At 63.9% G+C, this 21,557-nt stretch carries 24 protein-coding genes and 1 other RNA gene; 13 read left to right on the plus strand and 12 right to left on the minus strand.

Translation table 11 applies throughout. The features are described from left to right. Window positions 1–71: 71 nt before the first annotated feature. The 4 genes from QU596_RS13005 to QU596_RS13020 all read left to right on the plus strand — a co-directional run bounded on the left by QU596_RS13005 (window position 72) and on the right by QU596_RS13020 (window position 4,314). Entirely contained in the window at window positions 72–1,643 is a 1,572-nt protein-coding gene (locus QU596_RS13005; protein ID WP_308516027.1) for a flavin monoamine oxidase family protein, read from the plus strand. A gap of 97 nt (window positions 1,644–1,740) precedes the next feature. Then, window positions 1,741–2,499: a methyltransferase gene (locus QU596_RS13010; protein ID WP_308516029.1), complete on the plus strand. Its 759-nt coding sequence runs from the start codon at window positions 1,741–1,743 to the stop codon at window positions 2,497–2,499. Continuing rightward, entirely contained in the window at window positions 2,496–3,767 is a 1,272-nt protein-coding gene (locus tag QU596_RS13015; RefSeq protein ID WP_308516030.1) for a dicarboxylate/amino acid:cation symporter, read from the plus strand. The genes QU596_RS13010 and QU596_RS13015 overlap by 4 nt, the downstream gene beginning before the upstream one ends. Window positions 3,768–3,963: 196 nt before the next feature. Then, a complete protein-coding gene (locus QU596_RS13020; RefSeq protein ID WP_308516032.1) occupies window positions 3,964–4,314 on the plus strand; it encodes a UrcA family protein in 351 nt (116 codons plus the stop codon). Window positions 4,315–4,369: 55 nt separating this feature from the next. On the opposite strand, the gene QU596_RS13025 is transcribed toward QU596_RS13020, so the two are convergent. Beyond that, the gene (locus QU596_RS13025; protein WP_308516034.1) at window positions 4,370–5,116 is read right to left on the minus strand and encodes a LytR/AlgR family response regulator transcription factor; all 747 of its coding nucleotides are present in this window, start codon (window positions 5,114–5,116) and stop codon (window positions 4,370–4,372) included. Then, window positions 5,109–6,335 (minus strand): sensor histidine kinase, encoded by a 1,227-nt coding sequence (locus tag QU596_RS13030; RefSeq protein ID WP_308516035.1) that lies wholly within the window; start codon window positions 6,333–6,335, stop codon window positions 5,109–5,111. The genes QU596_RS13025 and QU596_RS13030 overlap by 8 nt, the downstream gene beginning before the upstream one ends. Window positions 6,336–6,473: 138 nt before the next feature. Between QU596_RS13030 and QU596_RS13035 the strand changes: the two genes are divergently transcribed. Together QU596_RS13035 and QU596_RS13040 are read left to right on the plus strand one after the other, a co-directional pair. Continuing rightward, a complete protein-coding gene (locus tag QU596_RS13035) occupies window positions 6,474–6,689 on the plus strand; it encodes a hypothetical protein (protein ID WP_308516037.1) in 216 nt (71 codons plus the stop codon). Window positions 6,690–6,878: 189 nt separating this feature from the next. Further along, window positions 6,879–7,430, plus strand: coding sequence for a P-loop NTPase family protein (locus tag QU596_RS13040; protein WP_420030926.1), 552 nt, complete (start codon window positions 6,879–6,881; stop codon window positions 7,428–7,430). On the opposite strand, the gene QU596_RS13045 is transcribed toward QU596_RS13040, so the two are convergent. Genes QU596_RS13045 through QU596_RS13060 form a run of 4 tightly spaced genes read right to left on the minus strand, consistent with a single transcriptional unit; the run spans window position 7,427 to window position 11,464 of the window. Further along, window positions 7,427–7,927, minus strand: a complete 501-nt coding sequence (locus QU596_RS13045) for a 5' nucleotidase, NT5C type (RefSeq protein WP_308516039.1) — start codon at window positions 7,925–7,927, stop codon at window positions 7,427–7,429. The two genes, QU596_RS13040 and QU596_RS13045, sit on opposite strands and share 4 nt — an antisense overlap. Next, window positions 7,927–8,304, minus strand: coding sequence for a hypothetical protein (locus tag QU596_RS13050; protein ID WP_308516041.1), 378 nt, complete (start codon window positions 8,302–8,304; stop codon window positions 7,927–7,929). The genes QU596_RS13045 and QU596_RS13050 overlap by 1 nt, the downstream gene beginning before the upstream one ends. A gap of 25 nt (window positions 8,305–8,329) precedes the next feature. Continuing rightward, on the minus strand, window positions 8,330–9,727 hold the full coding sequence (locus QU596_RS13055; protein WP_308516042.1) for a Mur ligase family protein: 1,398 nt from the start codon (window positions 9,725–9,727) through the stop codon (window positions 8,330–8,332). A 33-nt stretch (window positions 9,728–9,760) separates the two neighbouring features. Beyond that, window positions 9,761–11,464 carry an N-acyl-D-amino-acid deacylase family protein gene (locus tag QU596_RS13060; protein ID WP_308516043.1) on the minus strand — a complete coding sequence of 568 codons (1,704 nt, stop codon included), beginning with the start codon at window positions 11,462–11,464 and terminating at the stop codon, window positions 9,761–9,763. Window positions 11,465–11,699: 235 nt separating this feature from the next. On the opposite strand from QU596_RS13060, the gene QU596_RS13065 reads away from it, so the two are divergent. Further along, entirely contained in the window at window positions 11,700–12,593 is an 894-nt protein-coding gene (locus QU596_RS13065) for a response regulator (protein WP_308516044.1), read from the plus strand. Window positions 12,594–12,614: 21 nt separating this feature from the next. On the opposite strand, the gene QU596_RS13070 is transcribed toward QU596_RS13065, so the two are convergent. From QU596_RS13070 to QU596_RS13080, 3 genes are all read right to left on the minus strand, one after another. Continuing rightward, window positions 12,615–13,043 carry a hypothetical protein gene (locus QU596_RS13070; RefSeq protein ID WP_308516045.1) on the minus strand — a complete coding sequence of 143 codons (429 nt, stop codon included), beginning with the start codon at window positions 13,041–13,043 and terminating at the stop codon, window positions 12,615–12,617. A gap of 81 nt (window positions 13,044–13,124) precedes the next feature. After that, window positions 13,125–13,739: a response regulator transcription factor gene (locus tag QU596_RS13075; RefSeq protein WP_308516046.1), complete on the minus strand. Its 615-nt coding sequence runs from the start codon at window positions 13,737–13,739 to the stop codon at window positions 13,125–13,127. Further along, window positions 13,736–14,872 carry a PAS domain-containing sensor histidine kinase gene (locus QU596_RS13080; RefSeq protein ID WP_308516047.1) on the minus strand — a complete coding sequence of 379 codons (1,137 nt, stop codon included), beginning with the start codon at window positions 14,870–14,872 and terminating at the stop codon, window positions 13,736–13,738. Before QU596_RS13080 ends, QU596_RS13075 begins: the two co-directional genes overlap by 4 nt. A 98-nt stretch (window positions 14,873–14,970) precedes the next feature. On the opposite strand from QU596_RS13080, the gene QU596_RS13085 reads away from it, so the two are divergent. The 4 genes from QU596_RS13085 (at window position 14,971) to QU596_RS13100 (ending at window position 17,172) form a co-directional block, all read left to right on the plus strand. Next, window positions 14,971–15,138 (plus strand): hypothetical protein, encoded by a 168-nt coding sequence (locus QU596_RS13085; protein ID WP_308516048.1) that lies wholly within the window; start codon window positions 14,971–14,973, stop codon window positions 15,136–15,138. Window positions 15,139–15,227: 89 nt separating this feature from the next. After that, entirely contained in the window at window positions 15,228–15,917 is a 690-nt protein-coding gene (locus tag QU596_RS13090) for an alternative oxidase (protein ID WP_308516049.1), read from the plus strand. Window positions 15,918–16,017: 100 nt separating this feature from the next. Continuing rightward, the gene (locus tag QU596_RS13095) at window positions 16,018–16,821 is read left to right on the plus strand and encodes an LD-carboxypeptidase (RefSeq protein ID WP_308516050.1); all 804 of its coding nucleotides are present in this window, start codon (window positions 16,018–16,020) and stop codon (window positions 16,819–16,821) included. Window positions 16,822–16,905: 84 nt separating this feature from the next. After that, window positions 16,906–17,172, plus strand: coding sequence for an SWIB/MDM2 domain-containing protein (locus tag QU596_RS13100; protein WP_308516051.1), 267 nt, complete (start codon window positions 16,906–16,908; stop codon window positions 17,170–17,172). 83 nt (window positions 17,173–17,255) lie between these two features. Here QU596_RS13100 and QU596_RS13105 read toward each other — a convergent pair whose 3' ends face one another. The 3 genes from QU596_RS13105 to QU596_RS13115 are packed head-to-tail and all read right to left on the minus strand — an operon-like array spanning window position 17,256 to window position 19,090. Then, window positions 17,256–17,987 carry an extensin-like domain-containing protein gene (locus tag QU596_RS13105; RefSeq protein ID WP_308516052.1) on the minus strand — a complete coding sequence of 244 codons (732 nt, stop codon included), beginning with the start codon at window positions 17,985–17,987 and terminating at the stop codon, window positions 17,256–17,258. Next, a complete protein-coding gene (locus QU596_RS13110; RefSeq protein ID WP_308516053.1) occupies window positions 17,975–18,715 on the minus strand; it encodes an NUDIX hydrolase in 741 nt (246 codons plus the stop codon). Before QU596_RS13110 ends, QU596_RS13105 begins: the two co-directional genes overlap by 13 nt. Window positions 18,716–18,727: 12 nt before the next feature. After that, complete coding sequence (locus tag QU596_RS13115; RefSeq protein WP_308516055.1) at window positions 18,728–19,090, minus strand: hypothetical protein; 363 nt, start codon at window positions 19,088–19,090, stop codon at window positions 18,728–18,730. Between QU596_RS13115 and ssrA the strand changes: the two genes are divergently transcribed. Further along, window positions 19,051–19,398: a transfer-messenger RNA gene (gene ssrA, locus QU596_RS13120) on the plus strand. The two genes, QU596_RS13115 and ssrA, sit on opposite strands and share 40 nt — an antisense overlap. A gap of 119 nt (window positions 19,399–19,517) precedes the next feature. After that, window positions 19,518–21,557, plus strand: coding sequence for an amidohydrolase family protein (locus QU596_RS13125; RefSeq protein ID WP_308516056.1), 2,040 nt, complete (start codon window positions 19,518–19,520; stop codon window positions 21,555–21,557).

The raw sequence follows: 21,557 nt of genomic DNA on the forward strand, positions 1-21,557 counted from the left end.
GACGAATTCACTCCCCCGTATCCGGCAAATAGGGCAGTGTGCCGCAGCTTTTGACCGAAGGGGGCGAGTCGATGGCACTGACACGCAGGGGATTGCTTGAACGCATTGGCCACGCGGGGGGCATCGGCGCCGCCTACATGGCAATGGAGACATTGGGCTTGGCAATCCCAACGGCGGCGGGGGCAGAGAATTTCGCGCTCGCACGGGCGGGCAATGGTAAGTCTGTAGTCGTCCTGGGCGCCGGCGTCGCCGGATTGGTGTCCGCCTATGAACTTCAGCGCGCGGGTTACCGGGTCACGGTGCTCGAAGCGCGCGACCGCATTGGTGGCCGCTCGTGGTCGATCCGCGGCGGTGACCGCATCGTCCAGATGGGCCGCGCCGACCAGCACGCTTCCTTCGATCCCGGGCTCTATTTCAACGCCGGCCCGGCGCGCTTGCCCTCATCGCATCGCGTGATTCTGGGCTACGCGCGCCGCTTCGGTGTCCAGCTGGAGCCGTTCATCAACGTCAATCGCAACGCCGGCTGGGACTTCGGCGGCAAGGTCCAGCCGGAGCGGCGGATGGTTGAAGATCTTCGCGGACACCTCGCGGAGTTGCTGGCGAAGGCCATCGACCGTCACGCCCTGGACGGGGTGGTGTCGAAGGATGAGCTGGCGATGGTTCGCCAATTTCTCGTTCCGTACGGTTCGCTGGACGACAAAGGCACCTATCGACCATCCGGGTCTTCGGGCTGGGCGACGGACGGCGGCGGTTACGCGCAGGCGCCAGTGCCGCTTGGTTCGCTGGCCTTCAAGGACCTCGCGCCGTCGCCCGCGGTGACGCTGCCTTATTTGTTCGAGCACATCTGGGACATGCAATCGACGATGCTGCAGCCGGTCGGCGGCATGGATCGCATCGCGCACGCCATTTATCAGCCGGTGAAGCCCTTGGTGCGCCTGAAGTCGCCCGTGACTGCCATCCGCCGCGCGGGCGATCGCGTCCGGATCGAGCACGGCCCGGGCAAACAGATCACCGAAGCCGACGTTTGCGTGTGTACGCTCGGCGCGAACCTGCTGACCAAAATTCCGAACGACTTCTCACCGGCCAAGCAGGCGGCGCTGAAGAAGGTCGAATATTTGCCCAGCGTGAAGGTCGCGTTCGAGGCGCCGCGCTTCTGGGAAAGCGACGATAATATCTTCGGCGGACTGGCCTGGACCGACCGAGATAATGAGAACGTCATCTACCCGTCGAACAACATCGGGGCCGCCAAGGGCGTGCTGGTGGGTGCCTACGTCGCCGGCTGGACTCATCGCGACAACCCGCAGAAATTTGCCGCCTACAGCGATGCAAAGCGGCTTCAAGTCTCGCGGGAATCTGTGGAGGCCCTGCATCCGGGACGGTCGAGGCTGTTAGGCAAAGGCGTGACGGTCGGCTGGGGGCTGGTTCCATATTCGGAAGGCGTGGGCGCGATCTGGCCCGATGGGCCCGGCGGCAATGGTGCGCGTGGGGCCGATTATGCCGAACTGCTGAAGCCCGAGGGGCCGATCGTCTTCGCGGGCGAGCATCTGAGCTATCAGGGACTGTGGCAGGAAGGTGCTGCGCTGTCGGCGCACGAAGCCCTCAAACTCGTCGCCGCGATGGCACGAGAGTCAGCGCCAGCCTAGCGCTTGTCGAAGAGAAGCGGCGGATCGGCGATTATCGCGTGATGACTGGCGCCGGCGCCCCACGGGCAATAAGGGGTCCTAACGAAGGGGAGAAATCATGCGCTTGCTGCTCATCGCTACTGCCGCCCTTGCCTTGTCGCCAATTGCCACCCTTGCATCCGCGCAGTCGACCTTGGCTGCTGCCGTCGCCGACACTGCCAACCGCACGCCGGACAACGTGAAGCTGGATGAATCCCGTAAACCGGCGGCGCTGCTGCAGTTCTTCGGGGTCAAGTCGGGCATCCAGGCGCTCGATATGTTCGGCGCCAACAGATATTGGGCGGAGATCATGTCGCCGGTGGTCGGGCCCAAGGGCCACATCACCGTCTGGCAGCCCACGCAGTTCCTGACTGACAAGAACCGCGTGCCGTTCGAAGATTTTGCCGGGCGCGCGAAGAACGTCAGCCTGATTTCCAGCCCATTCGAAGCGCCGGACCTGCCCAAGGCGAAGTTCGACTTTGCGCTGATCAATATGGACTACCACGATACCTATTGGGAAAGCGCCGAGCGCAAGATCCCACGACAGGATCCGAATGCCTGGCTCAAGCGGCTTTACGCCGCCATGAAGCCGGGTGGGGTCGTGGGCGTAGTCGACCACGTTGCGAACGCGAAGAGCGATCCGCGCGAAAGCGTCGAAAAGATGCACCGCATCGACCCGGAAATCATCAAGGCCGACTTCAAGCGCGCGGGATTTGTGCTCGCGGGTTCTAGCGATCTGCTCCGCAACGCCGCCGACGATCACAGCAAGGGCGTGTTCGATGCGTCGATCCGCGGCAAGACGGACCGGGCTGTCTTCAAGTTTAAGAAGCCGCGTTGACCGAAGCGGACGGTAAGCCGGCAAAAGAGGCCGGCGCGGGTCTGAGGGCTTATTATGCACTCGGTTCACTGGTGCTCGGCATTGTCGCGGGGATCTTCGCCAACGGATTAGGCGGCGGCTCGCGCGACAATGCGCTTGGCGTTGCCTCATTCGTCGGCACGCTGTGGCTCAACGGCCTGAAGATGACCGTCATTCCGTTGGTCGTCGCGCTGTTGATCGTCGGCATCGCCAAAAGCGCCGAAGCGGCTCAAGCGGGCCGTATTGCGGGACGTTCAGTGTTGTGGATCGTCATTATCTGCACCCTATCGTCGATCTTTGGCGCCATCGCGACCGTCGCCTTGACCGGCGTTTTTCCACTTTCGCGCGACACCGCGGGGCTGCTGCAGGTGGCGCTGGGCCATGTCGAGCAAACGGCATCAGGTCCGCTGCCTGGTGCTGCCGAGTTCTTTAAAGGGGTCGTGCCATCGAACGTGGTGGCTGCGGCCAGCAACGGCGATGTCCTTCCCCTGACGGTGTTTGCCGTATTGTTCGCACTGGCCCTCACCAAGATCGCGGCCCGCGGGCGCGAGGCCGTGGTGACCGTGTTCGAAGCGGTCGGGGAGGCGCTGCTGGTCGTGATCGGCTGGGTCTTGGCGGTAGCGCCAATCGGCGTTTTCGCCTTGGCCTTCACCGTCGGTGCGACCGCCGGAGGCGCCGCGTTCGCGGGACTCGGCCATTATGTGATCATCATCTCCGTGATCGGCATCCTCGTGACGCTTGCAGCCTATCCGCTGGCTGCGGTGGCCGGACGGGTTAATCTGGGCAGTTTCTCGCGGGCACTGATTGCGCCGCAGGCTGTCGCGATCTCAACGCGGTCATCCCTCGCATCGCTTCCCGCCATGCTTGCATCGGCGAAACAAATGGGCCTGCGCGACGAGGTCAGCGACGTATCGCTGCCGATCGCAGTGGCGCTGTTCCGCGCGACTGGTCCCGCCATGAACACCGCTGTCGCATTCTACGTCGCGCACTGGCTCGGCCTCGAGCCGACCTTTGCGCAAATGGTCGCAGCAACCGCCGTGGGCGCGGTCATGAGCTATGGTGCGGTCAGCCTGCCGGGCGAAGTGACCTACATCAGCTCGATCGCGCCAATCGCGCTGGCTCTTGGCGTTCCGATCGCCCCACTGGGGCTACTAGTGGCTGTAGAAATGGTGCCGGACATCTTCCGAACGGTCGGCAACGTTACTCATGACGTGACCCTCGCCAGCATCGTAGACCGAGAAACGCGTTAATCATTTTGAACGGTGGCTGACCACCGTTCGTCGATTTGGCCATTCACGAACGACCCTCGTCGAGCCGCCGATATTTAGCGCGTGCTTGGTCGATGATGGCGCGAATTCGCCGCCGATTTGCGCGATCTCCACCCTGCGACGCGGGGCGACCCTCTCCATTCCCCAGCTGTCCCGCGTCGCAGACAAAGGGAGTTACATGATGTTCAAAGCAATCCCCGCAGCCGCTGCGCTCGCAGTCGCGGCCGTGTTGGTGGTCCCGACCGTAAGCCATGCGCAGGATACCCGCTCCATGGCTGTTTCCTATGCCGACCTGAATCTTGCATCCGCCAAGGGCCAGGACAGGCTGCAGCGGCGGGTCAACCTTGCCGCCTCATACGTCTGCGGGCAGGCCGACACGCGCGATTTCAACTGGGCGCGCGAGGTTGAGCTCTGCCGCACCGGCGCGCTGGAAGGTGCGCAGCCGGCGATTTTAGCGGCAATCAACAATGCCCGTCATCCGAGCGTCGAAGTTCTCCAGGCCACCTCGCTAGTCGTCACGGCGAAGTGAGTCTCCTGTGCCGGCCGCCACGCTCCCACCAAGGGCGCGGCGGCTTTTTTGCTGCTTAGCGGCCGGCAATCGCCCGCACGCGATCCGAATACAGTCGGCCGACAGGTTGTTCGGTCCCGTCCGACAGCCGGGCGATCCAACGACCCGAAGGATTGCGCGAGAAACCCGAGATGAAGTCCTTGCGGACGATCGCCGAGCGGTGCAGCCGCACGAAGAGTTCGGGGTCCAGTCCCTCTTCAAGCGCAGCCATCGAATGGTGGATAAGCCAGCTGCGCCGCCCTACGTGCAGTCGCATGTAGTCGCGCTCCGCCGACACCCTGTCGACGTCCCGAGATGCGATCCGCACCAGCCCCGACAGGTCCGACGCCCAGAACTCTTCGAGCCATTGGGACACCTGCCCCGGCTGCTGTCCGGTCCGGCGCTGCTGGAGGTAGGCACGCGTTCGATCCAGCGCACGTTGCAGCCGGTTGGGATCGACCGGCTTCATCAGGTAATCGACGGCTTCGACCTCGAATGCGGCCACGGCAAACTGGTCGAACGCGGTCACGAACACGACCGCAGGCGACGGACATTGCGATGCAAGCGCCCGGGCGACGGCAATCCCGTCGCGGCCTGGCATCGCAATGTCGAGCAACAGCAAGTCCGGGTGGAGCGCTTCCGTCAGATTGATCGCGCTGTCGCCGTCGCTTGCGGTGCCCACCAGCTGCGCGCCTTCCGCCCGGGCCAGTAGCAACTGCAGCCGCTCCGCCGCAAGCGGTTCGTCGTCGGCAATGAGGACCCGCAGCGGTTCGGGCTCAGTCATGCATTTCCACCGGCATGGTCAGCGAAACCTTGTAGCCGCCGCCGTTCATCGGGCCATAGCGACAGCTCGCCCGCGTTCCCCAACGCGCTTCGAGCCGCTGGCAGACATTGGCAAGGCCGAGGCCCGTGCCTTCGTGCGTCGCCGCCGGCAGTCCATCCTTGCCGCCATGTTTCATCCGATTGCTGATTTCGAGCGACATGCGATTGTTCTCGATCTTGCGCGCCTCGATGCGGATGAGCACGGCTTTCCGGCTCTTTGACACGCCGTACTTGATCGCGTTCTCGACGATCGGCTGGAGGATGAGGGCTGGCAGCCGCGCTTGCTGGAGATCGGCGGGCACTTCGATCTCAACCGTCAGGCGATCAGGGAAGCGCGCCATCTCAATGTCGAGATAGAGCCGCTGGAGATCGATCTCTTCGGCAAGGCTGACGTCGGCGGTGGGATCCAGCGAAAGGCTGGTGCGGAAGAAAGTGGACAGCGCCAGCAACATGTTTTCCGCGCGGTCCGTACGACCCGTCATGACGAGCGAAGAGAGCGAGTTCAGCGTGTTGAAGAGGAAGTGCGGATTGACCTGGTAACGCAGTGCCCGAACCTGCGCGGCCTGCGCAGCGGACTCCGCGTCGGCAAGTCGCCGCTGGGCGCGCAACGCGGCCGCCTGCGCTTGGTTGGCTATGTAAAAGGCGCTCCAGCCGATGAAGAAGAACAGCCATGTGACGGCGATGTCCAGCGCCATGCGGACGCGCTTCATCGGGTCGATTTCGCGCATTCGCGGAACTGTCAGTGTGAGCGGCTCCTGAGCCGTTCGCTCGATACGGATCTGGTTGCCCCGCTCGACGACGGTAAAGCCCTCGCGCGCCTGGAACCGGAATTCCTCCTTGCTTTCGCGCATCCAGTCTTCGGCGGCCACCATGATGCTGCCGAGGGTCAGGGCGCCGATCATTGAGGAGACAAGTGCGATCGCGGCTTTGCGCCGGATGGACGATCCTTCGCCCAGTGTGCTGATCGCAACGTAAATGGCCAGCGTGATGACGATACCGACGCCAATCACGAGAAGCTTGTTTTCCAGCACCGTAAACGGATCAGCACCCAGGAAAGCACGGGCGATCACCGTCAGCGCATAAAAGGCCCAAAAGCCGACGATCGATTTCAGTGCGAGCGGCCAGTCGCTGAACCGGGCCGGCGCCACGGGTGGTCGTGTCATGAGCATTGGTACGTTCATGTCCCAAAACTCCTTGTGCGCAAACCGCCGCCTGCCCGTTGGCAGAAGCGCAAATGCAGCCGGTCGAAACCCCCGAGGAACGCACGAGGCTTTCCAGTCGTTGGCCTGCCGAAATCTATACCGGATGGAGGATTTGCTGTGAACGACGACACGCGCAAGGGGAACGTCCCCCCGCCGGTAATTTCAGCGCCGCCTGAAAGCGACCTGGAACAAAAGCTCAAGAAGAACCCGCAAGACGCCGATGCGAAAGTCGACGTCGGCAGTGACGAGTCCATGGATGCGTCCGATCCTCCGTCAGCCACGCAGCCCGGTTGCGATCAGGGACCTGCGCCGTCCTCCGGATTTCCCGACTGAGCGCCTAGTCGTTACGGTCAGGCCGTTGCAAATAATCAACAATCCACAGTTTAACGGCGCGCGGGCCATTTTTGCCTAGACGCTAGGACTCTCCTCTGATTCACTCTGAACGGGGGGTGGGACTGTGGTTAAGCAAGTTGCAACCATCAACGCCGCATGTTCCCGCCCGGGGTTAGAGGAGTCGGGGTCATGATTACGCGGACCAGCCAGCCGGCAAGCGGTGCGATGCTGATCACGGAGATGAAAGAGTTCGCGGGCTTTTCGAAGGCGACGCAGCGCTACATCCGTCGGTCGCTCGACGTGGCGTATGGCCGCCGTGACCCGATCGAATGCTGGGCTCGCGACGAAGGCGAAGCCGCCTCGATCCGCGCGCAGGCACGTCTCTACAAGCAGCTCGACCATCTGCGCCTGCAGGTCCCGGACGACAGCGGTCTCGACATGATCGAGCCGTTCGTGGGCATGCTGATTACGCTTAGCGCATTCGATCTCGGGCAGGATCGTCTCCCGAACTTCGCTGCCTATCGCTTCTTGTATGAGCGCCTCATTGGCGCCTCGGCGCGGCCGTGGCTGCCGTCGGCCTTCTGCTCCGCTGCAGCCCTTCCGCACCTCCACCCCGATCGCCGCCGCACCTTGCTGCAGTCGATCAGTGAGAGTGCGGCCACTGCGCCGGGTTGGTCGAGCCGCGAGCCGGTGTTCTGGCCGGAATGGGTCGAGAAGGTCGACCTGAAGGCCGCCGCCTAAACGCGGGTCGCGGCGGTTTCTGCCGCGATAGACGGGAAGATTTTCGTCAGCTGAAGGATGCTGTCTTCGGCATTCTTGTGATGCACGAAGATCATGCCCGCGGCCTCGTAGGTTGCGCGATGCTTTTCACGATCATCGACGAGCACGTCGCCGCGGTGCATGTGGCAATGCTTGTCCCGCGCCATGCAGGTAATGATCGGCACGCCTGGAAAATGGACTGCGGCCCAGGCGACCTTCTGTGGAGCTGCCCAGGTCCCGCGCGGCAGCCCGGTCAGGATCGTGGGATCGAGGTGTCGCACGGCAGCGAAAAGCTGCTGCGCGTCGGGCATCTCGTCCAGCCGCGCGTAGAAGTCCGGCGCCGCGTGCAAGCGTTTCCAGAATGCGTGCTGACCATGCTTGCGGATGTAGGCGTCGGGCGCGCTGCCCAGCAGCCTGCGCATGCCGCCATCGAAGTCGGCGAGCACGCCATCCGCATCGAGAAAGAGACGCGGCTGCATTAAAAGCGCGCGGGCTCTAGGTTGATTTCGAAGGGCTTCGTTAGCGGCTCCCAGCCGCGGTCCCGAAGGACGTCGTTGCTCTCCCGCGCCCGGCGGCCTGCGCCGAGCGACCATGTAATGTGATAGGTTGAGCCGTCAGGCCGGTCCGTCGTGCCGTCGATCGCCACCGTGAAGCATTCGACGCCGGCCCCGTCGTCGGCCCGCCCGACGATCTGCGCGGTCACCTGCCGCGGAAGCGGCGTTTCCGGCGTCGCCCCGCTGTTCAGAGTCACGTGGTCGGCGACGACATTCGGATAAGCCGGTTCAAAGCGCGCCAGCAGCATGTCGCGATCTTGACGGTCCAGCTTCCAGCCCGTCACGATTTTCCGGTTTGCCATGTCCGACCGACGCGGCGCGCCTCGATCAGTTCCGACCGCTGATCCGCGAGACCAAGTCCTCGGCGAAATCGATCAACGTATCGTCACGCGCGCCCATGATGAGGATGCGGTCGCCGCTCCTGGCTTCGGCAACGAGCGCGTCGCCAATGGCCGGACGCTCCGCGACATGATCCGCCTTTCTGCCGCAATCCCTCACCTGCGCGGCGAGCCAGTCGGACCCCCGGTGCCGCTCCGTGGTGCCGCCCTGATAAACCGGGTCGGGAAGGAATAATCTGTCATCGGCTTCCATGCCCTTGGCCAGGCTGTCAGCGAGTTGCTCGCCCATCTTCGATAGCGGTCCAAAGCCGTGCGGCTGAAACATGATGAGCAGCCGGCCCGGTTGCGCTCTGAGCGTGGCCAGGGTCGCATCAATCTTGTCGGGATTGTGCGCGAAATCGTCGATGACCGTAACGCCTTTTGCCTTGCCGACCGTCTCAAGACGGCGCTTCAGCCCTTCGAACCGGCCCAGCGCATTGGCCGCGTCCTCGATGCGCACACCGAGCAGCGAAGTGGCGGCGATGGCGGCGAGCGCATTCGAAGCGTTGTGGCGACCCGGGACGGAGAGCCCGACTTCGTGCCGCGCACCTTCGGCGTGGACCGCGAAGCTGACGCCGTCGGACAGCAACTGCAAATCCTTGCCCATGAAAGCGGCCCCAGGGCTGTCGAAGCCATAACCGACGACCTTGTCCGACCCTACGGCATCGGCAAGCGCGCGGGTTTCTGGGTCGTCGAGGTTAAGCACGGCCTTCTTCGCGGCCTTCAGGAAGCCGGCGAAAAGCCCCCGCAGTTCGGCCATTTCCTTGTGATCGAGGCTGATGTTGGTCAGCACCGCAACCTCTGGCCGATAGAGCGAGATCGAGCCGTCGCTTTCGTCCACTTCGCTGACAAACAGCGCTGGATCACCGACCAGCGCGCTGGCAAAGGGCGCGGATGGCGTGACGAAATTCTTCATCACCGCGCCGTTCATGACCGTTGGTTGCCGATGGCATGCCTGAAGGATCCAGCCGATCATGCCGGTGACGGTTGATTTACCGCTGGTCCCGCCGACTGCGACGCTACGCTGAGCAGCGTTGAGCAATTGCGCGAGGAATTGCGGCCGGGTGAGATGCGTCAGGCCTAGCTCGCGAGCGCGGACGACGTCCGGAACCGTGTCCTCGACCGCCGCCGAGGTGACCAGCGTCATGCCGGGCTGCAGCCCCGATCCGTCCTGCGCGAACAACTGGATGCCGAGGGAACGCAAATAGTCGAATTTCTGCGGCGTGCGGCCGGCGTCGAGCGAGCGGTCGGAGCCCGCGACCCGCGCGCCGCCGGCGCAGACGATGGAGGCGAGGGGGAGCATGCCGCTGCCGCCGATGCCGCTAAAGAAAACCGGAGTGTCGATCATCGCCGCGGCCCTAATCGGCGATCGACGGGAAGGCTAGCGGCGGCAGGCGCCACCGCCCGGCCAGCCGGTCCAGCCCGGCCCGCGGACGAAACGCCCCGGCTTGGCGCCGGTGTGTTGGCCATCACGCCAGACCTGGACGCCATTGACGAACACGTCCTTCACGCCGGTGGCCAGTTGGTGCGGCTTCGCGAAGGTCGAGTTGTCGCGAATCGTGGCTGGGTCGAACACCACGACGTCGGCGTAATAGCCGGGCTTCAGCCAGCCACGCTGCTTGATCGACAGGTTGGTCGCCGGGAGTGAGGTCAGACGCCGAATGGCGTCGGGCAGCTGGGCGGCCTTCTCGTCGCGGACATACTTGCCGAGCAGCCGCGCGGTATTGCCGTAGGCGCGGGGGTGGGTGCTCGATTTCAGGAAAACACCTTCGGGCGCCATCGAACTGGCGTCGGAGCCAAAGCTCATCCACGGCAGGCTGACTTCGCGGCGGACATTGTCTTCGCTCATGCTGAAATAGACGACCTGGATGCGTGTGCCGTCCTCGACGATCAGGTCGGCCGCGGTTTCCTCGGGCGACTTGCCGCGCTCGCGGGCGACCTCGCCGAGAGTCTTGCCAGCGAGTGGCTTCAGCTTGTTCGTCTTGAACCCGACGAGAATGACCTTGTCCGGCTGCTTTACGACCAGCTCGCCATTTTCCGTGACCTTGTCGCTGTGCATCTCGGCCAGGGCCCTGGCGCGCTGCGCAGGATTCTTGAGGCGGGCGACCCAGGCTTCGATCCCGCCGTCCTGCATCCAGGTCGGGAAGGCCGCGTCGAAGCCGGTAGAGCTGGCCGGATAGGTGTACATGTCGGCGGTGATGCGGTGGCCCGCCGCCCGCGCAGCCTCGACCCGCGCAATGGCGGCGTCGAGCTTGCCCCAGTTACGCTGGCCCGCCTGCTTGAAGTGATAGATTTCCGCCGGCGCGCCAGACTTGGCGGAAATCTCGACCAACTCGTCGATCGATTCGAGCAGGCGCGGCCCCTCGTCGCGCATATGGCTGATGTACATGCCGCCGCACTTCGCCGCTTCAGTGGTCAGCGCGATCAATTCCGGCGTCTCCGCAAAGGTCGCGGGCGCGTAGATGAGCGACGAGCCGACCCCTAGCGCGCCTTCGCGCATCGCCTGCCGGACGAGCGCGCGCATGCGGTCCAACTGCGCGGGGGTCGGGTCAACATCGCGCTCGCCGAGTTCGTTGCGGCGCACGGTGGTGGCGCCGACGAACGATGCGACGTTTGGCGTGACGCCCTTTCGCTGGAGGAACTCGAGATACTGGCCAAGCGTGGTCCAGGTGATTGGGAACCGAATGTCGTCCTGCCGCTTGAGCTCCAGCCGCTTCATTTTGGGATTCCACGGGCCCATCGAACTGCCCTCGCCGAACACTTCCAGCGTGACCCCCTGCGCCGTGTCGCCGAGACCCCGCGCGTCCGCGATGAGCGCTTCGTTGGCCCAGCTCAGCATGTTGATGAAGCCGGGCGACACTGCCTTGCCCGTAGCATCGACAGTGCGCGCGGCACGGCCCGGCGCCTTGGGTCCGACATAGACGATCTTGTCGCCCCTCAGGCCGACGTCGCCCACGTACGGAGTACTGCCCGATCCATCATAAATCGTGCCGCCGCGAATCAAGACCGAATAGGCCGCGGGCGGCGCCGCCGAAATCGCGCCAAAAGCAGCGAAACAGACGGCTAATGCGATCTTTCTTTCCATTGATTCCCCCACGACCGATGCGCGAAGCCTGCACCAGAAGAGAGCAATCGGGCAAGCGAGTGCCGTAAGTTCATAAAGTTCACGCCAGGCAGCGCATTTACCGTGACATTAAGGCGCTCCTCGAGCGGACAATCCAGAATTACTCACACGGAATCCAATTAGGAAAGCCGCGCTTTTGACGGGGCTGAGCCGCCTTCATAAATACGTGAGGTCAGTTGCGTATGAGTGATCCCAGATGAGCGGCGCGCCAACTTCATCACTGCGAATTGCAGATGTCGCTTTTAATCGTGAAGCACGGACGCTTGACGCCGCGGGGCGCCAGACATTGCTGGACAACCGCTCCTGCAACATCTTCGTCGCACTTGCTGAAAATCTGGGAACGCCGGTCGACAAAGAGCGCCTGCTGCGAGCCGCCTGGCCCGATCAGATCGTCCATGAAAACAGCCTGGCGAAGGCTATCGGCAGGCTGCGGCAGGCACTCGCGAGTTCGCAGCTCGAAATCGTTGCATCCTACGGCGTTGGGTACGCGCTGCGTGAGCGTAAAGGCAAAGTCTGCGGCCCGGAGGAGCCCCCCGTTGCCGATGCCGCGCCGCACCTCTCGGCCACGCCCAGGCGGCTTCGCAGCGGACCGATCGGTGCTTCGCTCATGCTGCTCGTGATTGCTATCGTGGGGTTGCTGGCGTTGTCATTGGGAAAGCCCGCGATAGCGGTGAGGGAAACACCACCGATCACGCATGACGCACCCGACGCACGCGCAACCATCCTGTGGGTCGACGATCATCCGGCGAACAATCGGTTGGAAATCGCGCTGTTCAAAGAGCGCCGGTTAGCCGTGCACCTCGCGCACAACACCGAAGATGCGCTGAAGCTGCTGGCCGTTAACCATTACGACCTGGTGCTCAGTGATCTCGGCCGTGGCGAAGACCGGCTGGCGGGCTTGAAAATGACGCAGGAGATGAAGCAGCGCGGCATGAAAGTGCCGGTCATCATCTATACGGTCCGGCCGAAGGACCCGTCCGGCCAGGTGGCCCAGCGCCGCCTGGTGGCTGACGCTGGAGCCGCGGATCTGGCCGTCACTCCGACCGAGGTGCGCACCAAGGTTCTGGAGAGGCTGGCACCTTCCGCCTGACCCCGTGGTGCGCGTTCGTGATCAGGACACCATGCCGCTGATCGTGACGATGGCGATCGCGAAGCACAGGATCAGGAAGGGCAGCAGGAGCACAAGGATGGTCGCCTCGCGTGCCGAAGCGTGGCCGGTCGCGGTGACGATGCCGTTTTCGCGAAACTCCCACCAATCCATCGACCCGCGGCGCGACTGGCGCTTGCCGACACTCGGGAAGATCGCCGGGATGGCGAAGAAGGCCGCGAGGAATACGCAAATGACGCCGTAGACAACCGCCAGATGACCGCTGCGAAAGCTGGTGCCGAGCACGCCGACGAAACCGGCGAAAAGCGCGGCCATGGCGACGTAGATGCCGGTCGGAAGTTCGAAAGTCTGATCGGTGCAAGCCCGCTCAGCGGGCGGGCTGACGATTTCGCCGCGGGCGAGCAGTTGCTGGCGGGTTTGACGGCTTTCCATGTGGATGCTCCCCAGTTCGATTGTCTGTTCTGACAAATTGAACAGGAGCGGCCGCGCGCTCTATCCGTAATGTTCCCTAGCTCAGTCGCCTTCGGCAGCGAACGCGATGCGGAGTGCGTCCGACAGGCTGCGTACGCCAAGCTTGGTCATCACGTTTGCGCGATGGATTTCGACCGTCCGGGGACTGATGCCGAGATCATAGGCGATCGACTTGTTGGGCAGGCCTTTGGCCAGACCATCCAGCACCTCCCGCTCCCTGGCGGTCAGCGCCTGCAGCTTGACCGCCGCCTCGTCCGCATGCTCGCGGCTGTTTGCGGCATGGCGTAGACGGGAAAAGGCTTGCTCCAACGCGCCTAGCAGCACCGCTTTCTGAAATGGCTTCTCGATGAAATCGACCGCGCCGGCCTTCATTGCGCGCACCGCAAGACTGACGTCGCCGTGGCCGGTCATGATCACGACGGGAAGGCCTACGCCCTTCGCCTTCAGCGCTTCCTGCACTTCCAGCCCGTCCATGCCGGGCATGCGTATGTCGAGCAGGATGCAGCCCTCATCGAGGTCGCCAGCCGCCTTCAGCAGCGCAGCGCCGTCCTCGAAAGCGCAAACCTGAAATCCCGACGTCTTGAGCGCGAAGCCGACCGAGCGGCGGATCGCGTTGTCATCGTCGACGATGTACACCTGGCGTGGCTCGCCGGTCATTGGCGCGGTTCTCCTGCAGGGACGGTGAAGTGGAAGGCGGTGCCGCCGTCGGCGCGCGGTTCGACCCAGATGCGGCCGCCATGTGCCTCGACAATGGTGCGGCAGATCGAAAGGCCGATGCCCATGCCATTCTGTTTGGAAGTCACGAACGGCTGGAAAAGCTGCGGGGCGAGGGCCGGGTCGATACCAGTGCCAGTATCCTCCACAATCACTTCGACCAGATTCTTTGGCGCCGGCCGGGTGGTCAGCTTCAGGCATCGCTGGGGAGCGTCGATCATCGCATCGATGGCGTTCCGGATCAGGTTCACGAGCACCTGCTGAATCTGAATCCGATCGACGAACACCTCATCCGCCAGCGGGTCGAGGGCCATTTGCACGTCGATACCGTGCTCGCGCGAGCCGACCAGTCCAAGCGCATTGGCTTCGTTGATCAGTCGCTGCAAGCTTTCGGCGCGGCGCTCCATTTCGCCGTGGCTCATGAAGTCGCGAAGGCGGCGGACGATCTGGCCTGCGCGGACCGCCTGTTCGGCTGCCTCATCGAGAGCTTCGCGCGCCATGGCGAGGTCTTCGTCCGTTGGGTTGCGGTCGAGCAACTCGCGCGCGCCTTCGCAGTAGCTGGCAACGGCGGTGAGTGGCTGATTGAGCTCATGCGCGAGCGAAGAGGCGAGCGTCCCCATCTCGGAGACGCGCCCGACATGAGCGAGCTCCGATTGCAGGTCCTGGAGCCGCAGCAGCGTCTGCTGGCGCTCGCTGAGATCGCGGATGAAACCGGTGAAGATGCGATGCTCGCCGAGCCAGGCTTCGCCGACAGACAGCTCGATGGGGAACGTGCTGCCGTCGCGATGGAGGGCCGTAGTGACCCGGCCGATCCCGATGATCTTGCGCTGCCCGGTGTCCAGGTAATTACTCAGATATCCATCGTGCCGCTCACGGTCCGGGGAAGGCATCAGCATCTTCACATTACGGCCAGCGACCTCGTCTTCGCCGAATCCGAACATCCTTTCGGCAGTCGCGCTGAACGACAGGATCGTGCCCTGCTCGTCGATGACGATCATGGCGTCCGGCACGGTCGCGAGGATCGAGCGCAAATGCGCTTCGGAATGCTCGGACGTGCCGTTCCCTGCTTGATCCATGACCACCACGCGTTCCACGTAAAGCCGGTTCGAACCGTCACCGCACCTAGGGAACTTACTTATCCAAAGCGAGCGTGAGGCGGATTAATCTGGGCCGCATGAGCGCAAAGCCCGATCCAAGCACCGACAAGGCCGACGACCTGACGACGCGGCTCGAACGGTATCGCCGCAGAGTCGAATCCGAAGGACGCAAGCGCTCGCTGCGGATCATCGACCGCGCGATCAGCGATGCAGCACCGAGCGAGCAGCTAGGGGATCCTACGTAAGGGATAGTCCTGATTTTGGCGATTGGAGCGCCCGCCTAGTCATTCGCCACGGGCCGTTCGCCCGAGAAATTTACCCAGGAGCAGCACGAATGAACGCGCCTTTCATCGATCTTAGCGTACATCATCAGCCCAAAGGCCTGTCCGATCGCGTCGCGTTCGGTTTCACCAAATTGCTGCGCTGGTGCGCGGACACCTTTTTCGCGGAACGCTATGGCCATCGCGCGGTGGTGCTGGAGACGGTCGCCGCGGTGCCAGGGATGGTCGGCGCCACCATCAACCACCTGCACTGCCTGCGCCGCATCTGTGACGACCGGGGCTGGATCCGCACGCTGATGGACGAAGCCGAGAACGAGCGGATGCACTTGATGACCTTCATCGAGATCAGCAAGCCGACCTTTTTCGAGCGGGCGGTGATCATGGGCGCGCAATGGGTGTTCTATTGTTTCTTCTTCGCGCTCTACCTGATCAGCTCGAAGACCGCCCATCGCGTCGTCGGTTACTTCGAAGAGGAAGCGGTGATCAGCTACACCCACTATCTCGCGGAGATCGACGAGGGCCGGTCGGAAAATGTGCCGGCGCCGGAGATCGCCAAGCGTTACTGGGGCCTGCCGGACAATGCGACGCTGCGTGATGTGGTGCTGGTCGTCCGCGCAGACGAAGCGCACCACCGCGACGTCAACCACGGCTTTGCAAATGAACTTGGCGGACTGCCAGTCGGGGCGGTCGCCGACTGCCCGCCCCACAATGAGCTTCAGCCGCAGTGGAAGCAGGCCGCGTAAGCCACATCAACTTAACGAAGAAGGGCGGTCCGATGTGGCCGCCCTTTTTTTGCCGGCAGGCGCATTGCAGTTTGGCGAACAGGCCCTCTAAGCATCCCTGATGCGCATCGCCGTCGTTGCTCCGTCCTGTCCCTTGAAGCCGGAGGCCGCCGAGGCGGTGCAGGCGATCGTGGCGGCGCGGGGCGATTGCGAGCTGGCGATCCACCCGCAATGCTATTTGTCGGACGGCCACTTTGCCGGACCGGACGAGGCGCGGTTGGCGGCGTTGCGGGAAGTCATGGCGGACCCAGCGGTCGATGCGGTGTGGTTCGCGCGCGGCGGCTATGGATCGAACAGGATCGCGGAAGCCGCGGTGACGGACCTTCCTACGGCGGCAAAAGGTAAGGTCTACGCGGGCTACAGCGATGCAGGCTTCCTTCACGCCGGATTGCACAAGGCGGGGCTCAGCGCCGTCTGGGCGCCGATGCCGCAGGACGTCTTGCGCAGCGGTGGCGAGGGAGCCGTCGGGCGAGCGCTCGACTGGCTGGTTCGTCGTGACGCGGCCGCGCTCGAGCCAGCGCTGGACGGGCCTGCCATGGCGTTCAACATGACCGTCCTGTCGAACCTGCTGGGCACGAGCCTGGAACCCGATTTTACCGGCGTCGACTTGTTACTCGAAGATCTGGGCGAGCAGCTCTACCGGACCGACCGGACGATGTTCCACATTACGTCCAGCCCGGCCGTGCAGAAGGTTCGGCGTATCCGCCTTGGGCGTGTGAGCGACATCTTGCCCAACGAGCGCGAATTTGCCGGCACGGATGTCGAGATCGTCGAGGATTGGTGCCGGCGATCGGGCATCGTTTTCGGTGGCCGCGCGGACATCGGCCATGATGGGGGGAACCGGGTCGTTCCGTTTACGCGCTGAAACAACCGCTTTTCCCTCTGCGCGGCATTGCAAAGCCCTGCGCTTTGCGCTCTATCCAAAGACAGGATCAACAGGAGGGCCAGTATGGCACAAGGCGCAAAGAAGGCAGGGGGCGGTCTCGCCCGTCCGGTTCAACCGTCGGCGGACCTCGCCGCGATCTGCGGTAATGACCCGCTGCCGCGCAGCCAGGTCGTTTCGAAGGTGTGGGACCACATTCGCAAGAACAACCTGCAAAACCCGCAAAACAAACGCGAAATCGTCGCTGACGACAAGCTGAAGAAAGTCTTCGGCGGCAAGGAACGCGTCAGCATGTTCGAAATGAACAAGCATCTGTCGAACCACCTGAAATAGATTTCAGGCGGTTTCAGAAAGAAAAAGGGATCCGCTTCGGCGGGTCCCTTTTTTGTTTGGATCGACACCGACTCGTCCGCGTCTCAGCTGCACAGGCTTCCGCCGAACTCGCCACGCCGGGCCAGGTCGAGGTGAAGATGGTCGCGGTGCTCACGGTTGTAATCCGGCGAGAGCGTCGTCGCGAATAGGCTGCACGCCCCGTCGCGCACGTTGCGCAGGAAGGCGGACTTAGACGAGTTGCCCGACCAGTCGGCCAGAACCGTAATGCGGGTGCCGTCAGCCAGCCGGAAGCTTGTGATGTCGACCGCATTGGCGCGGGCATGTTCGCTGAAGTTGCCATAATCGCGTCCATAGATTCGACGGCAGGAATAGCTGCCAGCATGGGTGATGGCGGTGACTTGGCTGCCGAAGTGCCGCGCTGCCGCCGGCTTCAGGACTTGCTGCTCCCAAATCGTGAGCGCTGCGGCCACTGGGCAACTGGTGACGAGGCCGGCTGGGCTGAAACTCGCCTCTCCTTCGCGGGCGACGAGACGCGTGCCGTCGGCGTAGCCGCAATCAGGGCCCGACTGGCGCGCGGGCGCTGGCTCATCCGCCGCGTCCGCATCGCGTAGCAGCATGCGGCATTGCGGCGTGTCGCTCGCAAGGGCGGCGAGCTTCCGGCCGGTGAACGGACCAATTGGATCGCGCAGAGTGAGGCGGGTCCAAGGGAAGTCCTGTGGGTGACGGCGGACATAATCTCGCCCGTAGATGTACGTAGCAATCGCGGCGCCAAGCAGCAGGGCAATCGTCAGGAGCGTGCGGACTAGCCGCGCCACAGGCCGTCCAGCCGCTCCTGCGTAACCGGATACCCAAGATGATCCGGGATCGTGATGAAGCGTTCACCGCCCCGCTCTTCGACCCAAGGTGTGACGGGTTCGATCGGATGAGCCTCGGCGTCACGGACGATGTCGTCGAACGAAGCGTGCTGGGCGAGCCGCTCAAGGTTGCGCCGGGTCGGGAAGATCAGGCGCGCTTCCTCGCGCCGGTCGCGCTCCAAGACCTCATCGGCGGTCAGCCAGGCGGCACTGCGGCTTTCATGCTCTATCACGCGCGGCTCCCAGTCGCCTGCTGGCGCCCGCGCAACGAAGAAGCTGGTGTCGAATCGGCGGACGGCGTGAAACTTCGGCACCCAGCGCGCGAATAGCGTCAGCGCATCCGCGTCCAGCGCAAGACCGGCGTCGCGCAGGAGGTCCGCGAATGGCTGCTCGGCAACGAGCGCCTCCTGCAGCGCAAGAGTCGTGGCCGCGTCAGGAACCGGCGATAGGCCGACGGGGACAGCGGCTTCTTCAATGGTTTCGCGAATTGCGGCGACGGCGTCGGGCAGGAGGTCGTGAGCGATGGCGAGGGCCCGGTCGGCGTCATCGATACGCCCGCCCGGAAAGACTAGCGCACCGGCCGCGAACGCCATTCCGCCGGCGCGCTCGACCATCAGCAATTCGGGCGGCCCTGAAGGTCGCTCGCGCACTAGAATCAGGGTCGCGGCCGGAATGGCGTCGTCGCTCACCGGCCGCAATCCTTACATACCGGCGACGTTTTGCTGCTCTTCGTCGGTCGGATTGGTGACGTTCTCTACCGTCACATTCTTTTCCTTGACGTCGTTGGCCGTGGCGTTCAGCGCGGCGGCCTGTTCGTTGGCGGCGTCCATCGCCGCCTGGTTGGCAAGGTCGTTGAGTTGGTCCGGCGCCGGCTGGTTAAGCTCCGCATTCTGGACGGTATCCTCGCTGCCCTTGTTGCACGCGCCAAGCGCCACAACAGCGGCAGAAATCATTACAAAAGCCAGTCTTTTCATTGCCTTGCGTTCCCCACTGAGGCTGTGAATGCGTGCCCCATAACAAGGCTCCGCTTGAGATTCACGCGCAAAATCCTTATCTCCGTCCATGCCGGGCAACCGGCTATGTCGGTAGACTGTCAGGTGGAATAGGCATTTCGGACCCGGGGGGCAGTACCCCGGCGCCTCCACCATCAACCGCGCTGACCCGTGCGCGGATGTTGATGGGGGCGAAATAGGATCGACGAATGCAATAAAGGCCCGATTGCCGATCGGTTTGAGCCACCGCGACGGTTCATTCACACAAGTGCCAACGATAACGAGGCTCTTGCTATTGCTGCGTAACTGACGGCCTAACGGTCTAAGTTACAAAGACAAAAGCGCGGTCGGACCCCACCGGGCAACAGAAGGGGAATCCAGCGGCACGGGAGGCGCCGGGCAACAGAAGCCTCCCACTTTCCCTCTTCCCTCGATGCAGCGTTGCGCGATGCCGCGCGGCTTGCCACCATCTCCTCGATATTCGCTCGAGGGGGTTCTCATGCGCCGACTGATTCTTGCTGCCCTGCTGTCTGCCAGCGTGCCCGCGCTTGCTGCGCCGACTCCCAAGGAGCAACTGATGCAGCCGCCGGCCGGCGCGCGGCATTATGTGCTGGCGTCCGATGCGGCGAAGCACGGCGACATCTGGTCGTGGAAGGTGCCCGACGGCTCGATCGCCTACCGCATGTCGATGTCGCTGCGCGGCTGGATCACCGAGGAAGATGCGACGGTGAAGCTGGGCGCCGACGGGCGGCCGGTCGCGATCAAGATCCGCGGCTACAATGACGAGGGCGATGCCACCGAGGATTTCGCGGTCGACGCGAGCGGCAAGGCGACATGGAAGACGACCAGCGGGGAGGCGTCCGCGCCGTTCGGCAACAAGATCTACGACACCAAGGGCGGACCGCGGCTGATCAACGAGAATCTGATCAACGTGCTGGTCGCGGCGGGTGAGAAGGGCGTCGACATCCTGCCGAGCGGACGAGGGTCGGTAACGCGCGGCGAGAAAACGACCATCACGGGTCCTGGCGGTCCGAAGACGATCCAGCTGGCGTTCGTCAAAGGACTGGATTTCAACCCATTCCCCGTCTGGCTCGATGAGCGCGGCAAGTTCTTCGGCACGGCCGGAATCATTTCGATGGTGCCCGAGGGGTACGAGAAGAACGCGCCCAAGCTCCGGGACCTGCAGGATGCGGCGACCGCGAAGATGGTCCGCGACCTGGCGCACCAGGTGCTGACGCCCGCCGCGCGGGCGCCGACGCTGATCGATCATGTGCTGCTATTCGACGCCGATGCCGGGCAGTTCCTGCCCGACCGCGCGGTGCTGGTGCAGAACGGCAAGATCGCGGCCGTCGGCGCGGGCGGATCGCTGAAGGCGCCGGCGGGCGCGACGCGGATCGACGGGACCGGCAAGTCGCTCGTTCCCGGCCTGTGGGATTCGCACCAGCACATCGGCGACGACTGGAACATGGTGCAGAACGTCGCGACCGGCATCGTCAATGTCCGCAGCCCGGGCACGGTGCTCGAAAAGGCGCTGGACATCATCAAGCGCCGCAAGGCGGGCGACCTGATCGCACCCGACGGCAAGATTTCGGTCATCGTCGACCGCAAGGACCCGCTGGCCGCGCAGGGCGCGCTGACGGTGAGCAGCGAGGCGGAGACGGTCGCGGCCGTCGACAAGATAGCCAAGGCGGGCCTGTGGGGCGTGAAGTTCTACACGTCGATGACGCCGTCGTGGATCGCGCCGGGCGCGGCAGAGGCCCACAAGCTTGGTCTTCACGTCCATGGCCACGTGCCGGCGGGGATGCGGCCGCTGGATGCCGTGCGCGCGGGCTATGACGAGGTCACACACATCAACTTCATCATGATGCAGGCGATGCCGCAGTCGGTGGTCGACAAGGCCAACACCTCGGCGCGGCTCGACGGGCCGGCCAGGTACGGCAAGGACGTCGATCTCGACTCCCCGGCGATGAAGGCGTTCTATGCCGAGCTTGCGCAGCGCAAGACGATCGTCGACCCGACGCTGACGGTGTGGGAACCGCTGATGACGTCGGACGGCACCAAGGCGCCGCCGGAATATGCGCCCTATATGGACGTCGTGCCTGCGTCGGTCGCGCGCGGCTTCATGATCGCCGGCTACCCCTTGGGCGAGGGCCTGACCCGGGACGACTATCGCAAGAGCTTCGACAAGATGGTCGGTCTGGTCGAGCGGCTGCATAAGGCCGGTGTGCGGGTGGTTGCGGGCACCGACGGCTACGGGTTGGAACTGGTCCGCGAGCTGGAGCTGTACAATCAGCAGGCCGGGTTCACGCCCGCCGAGGCGATCCAGAGCGCGACGATCGTGCCGGCGCGGATGGTGGGCATGGACAAGACCACCGGCTCGATCGCGCCGGGCAAGGACGCGGACATGATCCTGGTCGAGGGCGACGTGTCGAAGAACCTCGGCGCGCTGCGGCACATCACCACGGTGTTCAACGACGGCTACCGGATCGATGCCGACGCCTTGCGCAAGGCGACCGGCATCACCGGCATGCCGAAGTAG

It is taken from the genome of Sphingomonas flavescens (assembly GCF_030866745.1).
Classification (GTDB): Bacteria; Pseudomonadota; Alphaproteobacteria; order Sphingomonadales; family Sphingomonadaceae; genus Sphingomicrobium; species Sphingomicrobium flavescens.

Bases quoted from the DNA above. Each gene is read 5' to 3' on its own strand.
- QU596_RS13005 (WP_308516027.1), top strand. From the start codon at position 72: ATGGCACTGACACGCAGGGGATTGCTTGAACGCATTGGCCACGCGGGG.
- QU596_RS13100 (WP_308516051.1), top strand. From the start codon at position 16,906: ATGGCACAAGGCGCAAAGAAGGCAGGGGGCGGTCTCGCCCGTCCGGTT.
- QU596_RS13030 (WP_308516035.1), bottom strand. From the start codon at position 6,335: ATGAACGTACCAATGCTCATGACACGACCACCCGTGGCGCCGGCCCGG.
- QU596_RS13075 (WP_308516046.1), bottom strand. From the start codon at position 13,739: ATGACCGGCGAGCCACGCCAGGTGTACATCGTCGACGATGACAACGCG.
- QU596_RS13050 (WP_308516041.1), bottom strand. From the start codon at position 8,304: ATGGCAAACCGGAAAATCGTGACGGGCTGGAAGCTGGACCGTCAAGAT.
- QU596_RS13025 (WP_308516034.1), bottom strand. From the start codon at position 5,116: ATGACTGAGCCCGAACCGCTGCGGGTCCTCATTGCCGACGACGAACCG.
- QU596_RS13010 (WP_308516029.1), top strand. From the start codon at position 1,741: ATGCGCTTGCTGCTCATCGCTACTGCCGCCCTTGCCTTGTCGCCAATT.
- QU596_RS13095 (WP_308516050.1), top strand. From the start codon at position 16,018: ATGCGCATCGCCGTCGTTGCTCCGTCCTGTCCCTTGAAGCCGGAGGCC.
- QU596_RS13090 (WP_308516049.1), top strand. From the start codon at position 15,228: ATGAACGCGCCTTTCATCGATCTTAGCGTACATCATCAGCCCAAAGGC.
- QU596_RS13125 (WP_308516056.1), top strand. From the start codon at position 19,518: ATGCGCCGACTGATTCTTGCTGCCCTGCTGTCTGCCAGCGTGCCCGCG.
- QU596_RS13055 (WP_308516042.1), bottom strand. From the start codon at position 9,727: ATGATCGACACTCCGGTTTTCTTTAGCGGCATCGGCGGCAGCGGCATG.
- QU596_RS13070 (WP_308516045.1), bottom strand. From the start codon at position 13,043: ATGGAAAGCCGTCAAACCCGCCAGCAACTGCTCGCCCGCGGCGAAATC.
- QU596_RS13060 (WP_308516043.1), bottom strand. From the start codon at position 11,464: ATGGAAAGAAAGATCGCATTAGCCGTCTGTTTCGCTGCTTTTGGCGCG.
- QU596_RS13040 (WP_420030926.1), top strand. From the start codon at position 6,879: ATGATTACGCGGACCAGCCAGCCGGCAAGCGGTGCGATGCTGATCACG.
- QU596_RS13080 (WP_308516047.1), bottom strand. From the start codon at position 14,872: ATGGATCAAGCAGGGAACGGCACGTCCGAGCATTCCGAAGCGCATTTG.
- QU596_RS13085 (WP_308516048.1), top strand. From the start codon at position 14,971: ATGAGCGCAAAGCCCGATCCAAGCACCGACAAGGCCGACGACCTGACG.
- QU596_RS13045 (WP_308516039.1), bottom strand. From the start codon at position 7,927: ATGCAGCCGCGTCTCTTTCTCGATGCGGATGGCGTGCTCGCCGACTTC.
- QU596_RS13065 (WP_308516044.1), top strand. From the start codon at position 11,700: ATGAGCGGCGCGCCAACTTCATCACTGCGAATTGCAGATGTCGCTTTT.
- QU596_RS13115 (WP_308516055.1), bottom strand. From the start codon at position 19,090: ATGGACGGAGATAAGGATTTTGCGCGTGAATCTCAAGCGGAGCCTTGT.
- QU596_RS13020 (WP_308516032.1), top strand. From the start codon at position 3,964: ATGATGTTCAAAGCAATCCCCGCAGCCGCTGCGCTCGCAGTCGCGGCC.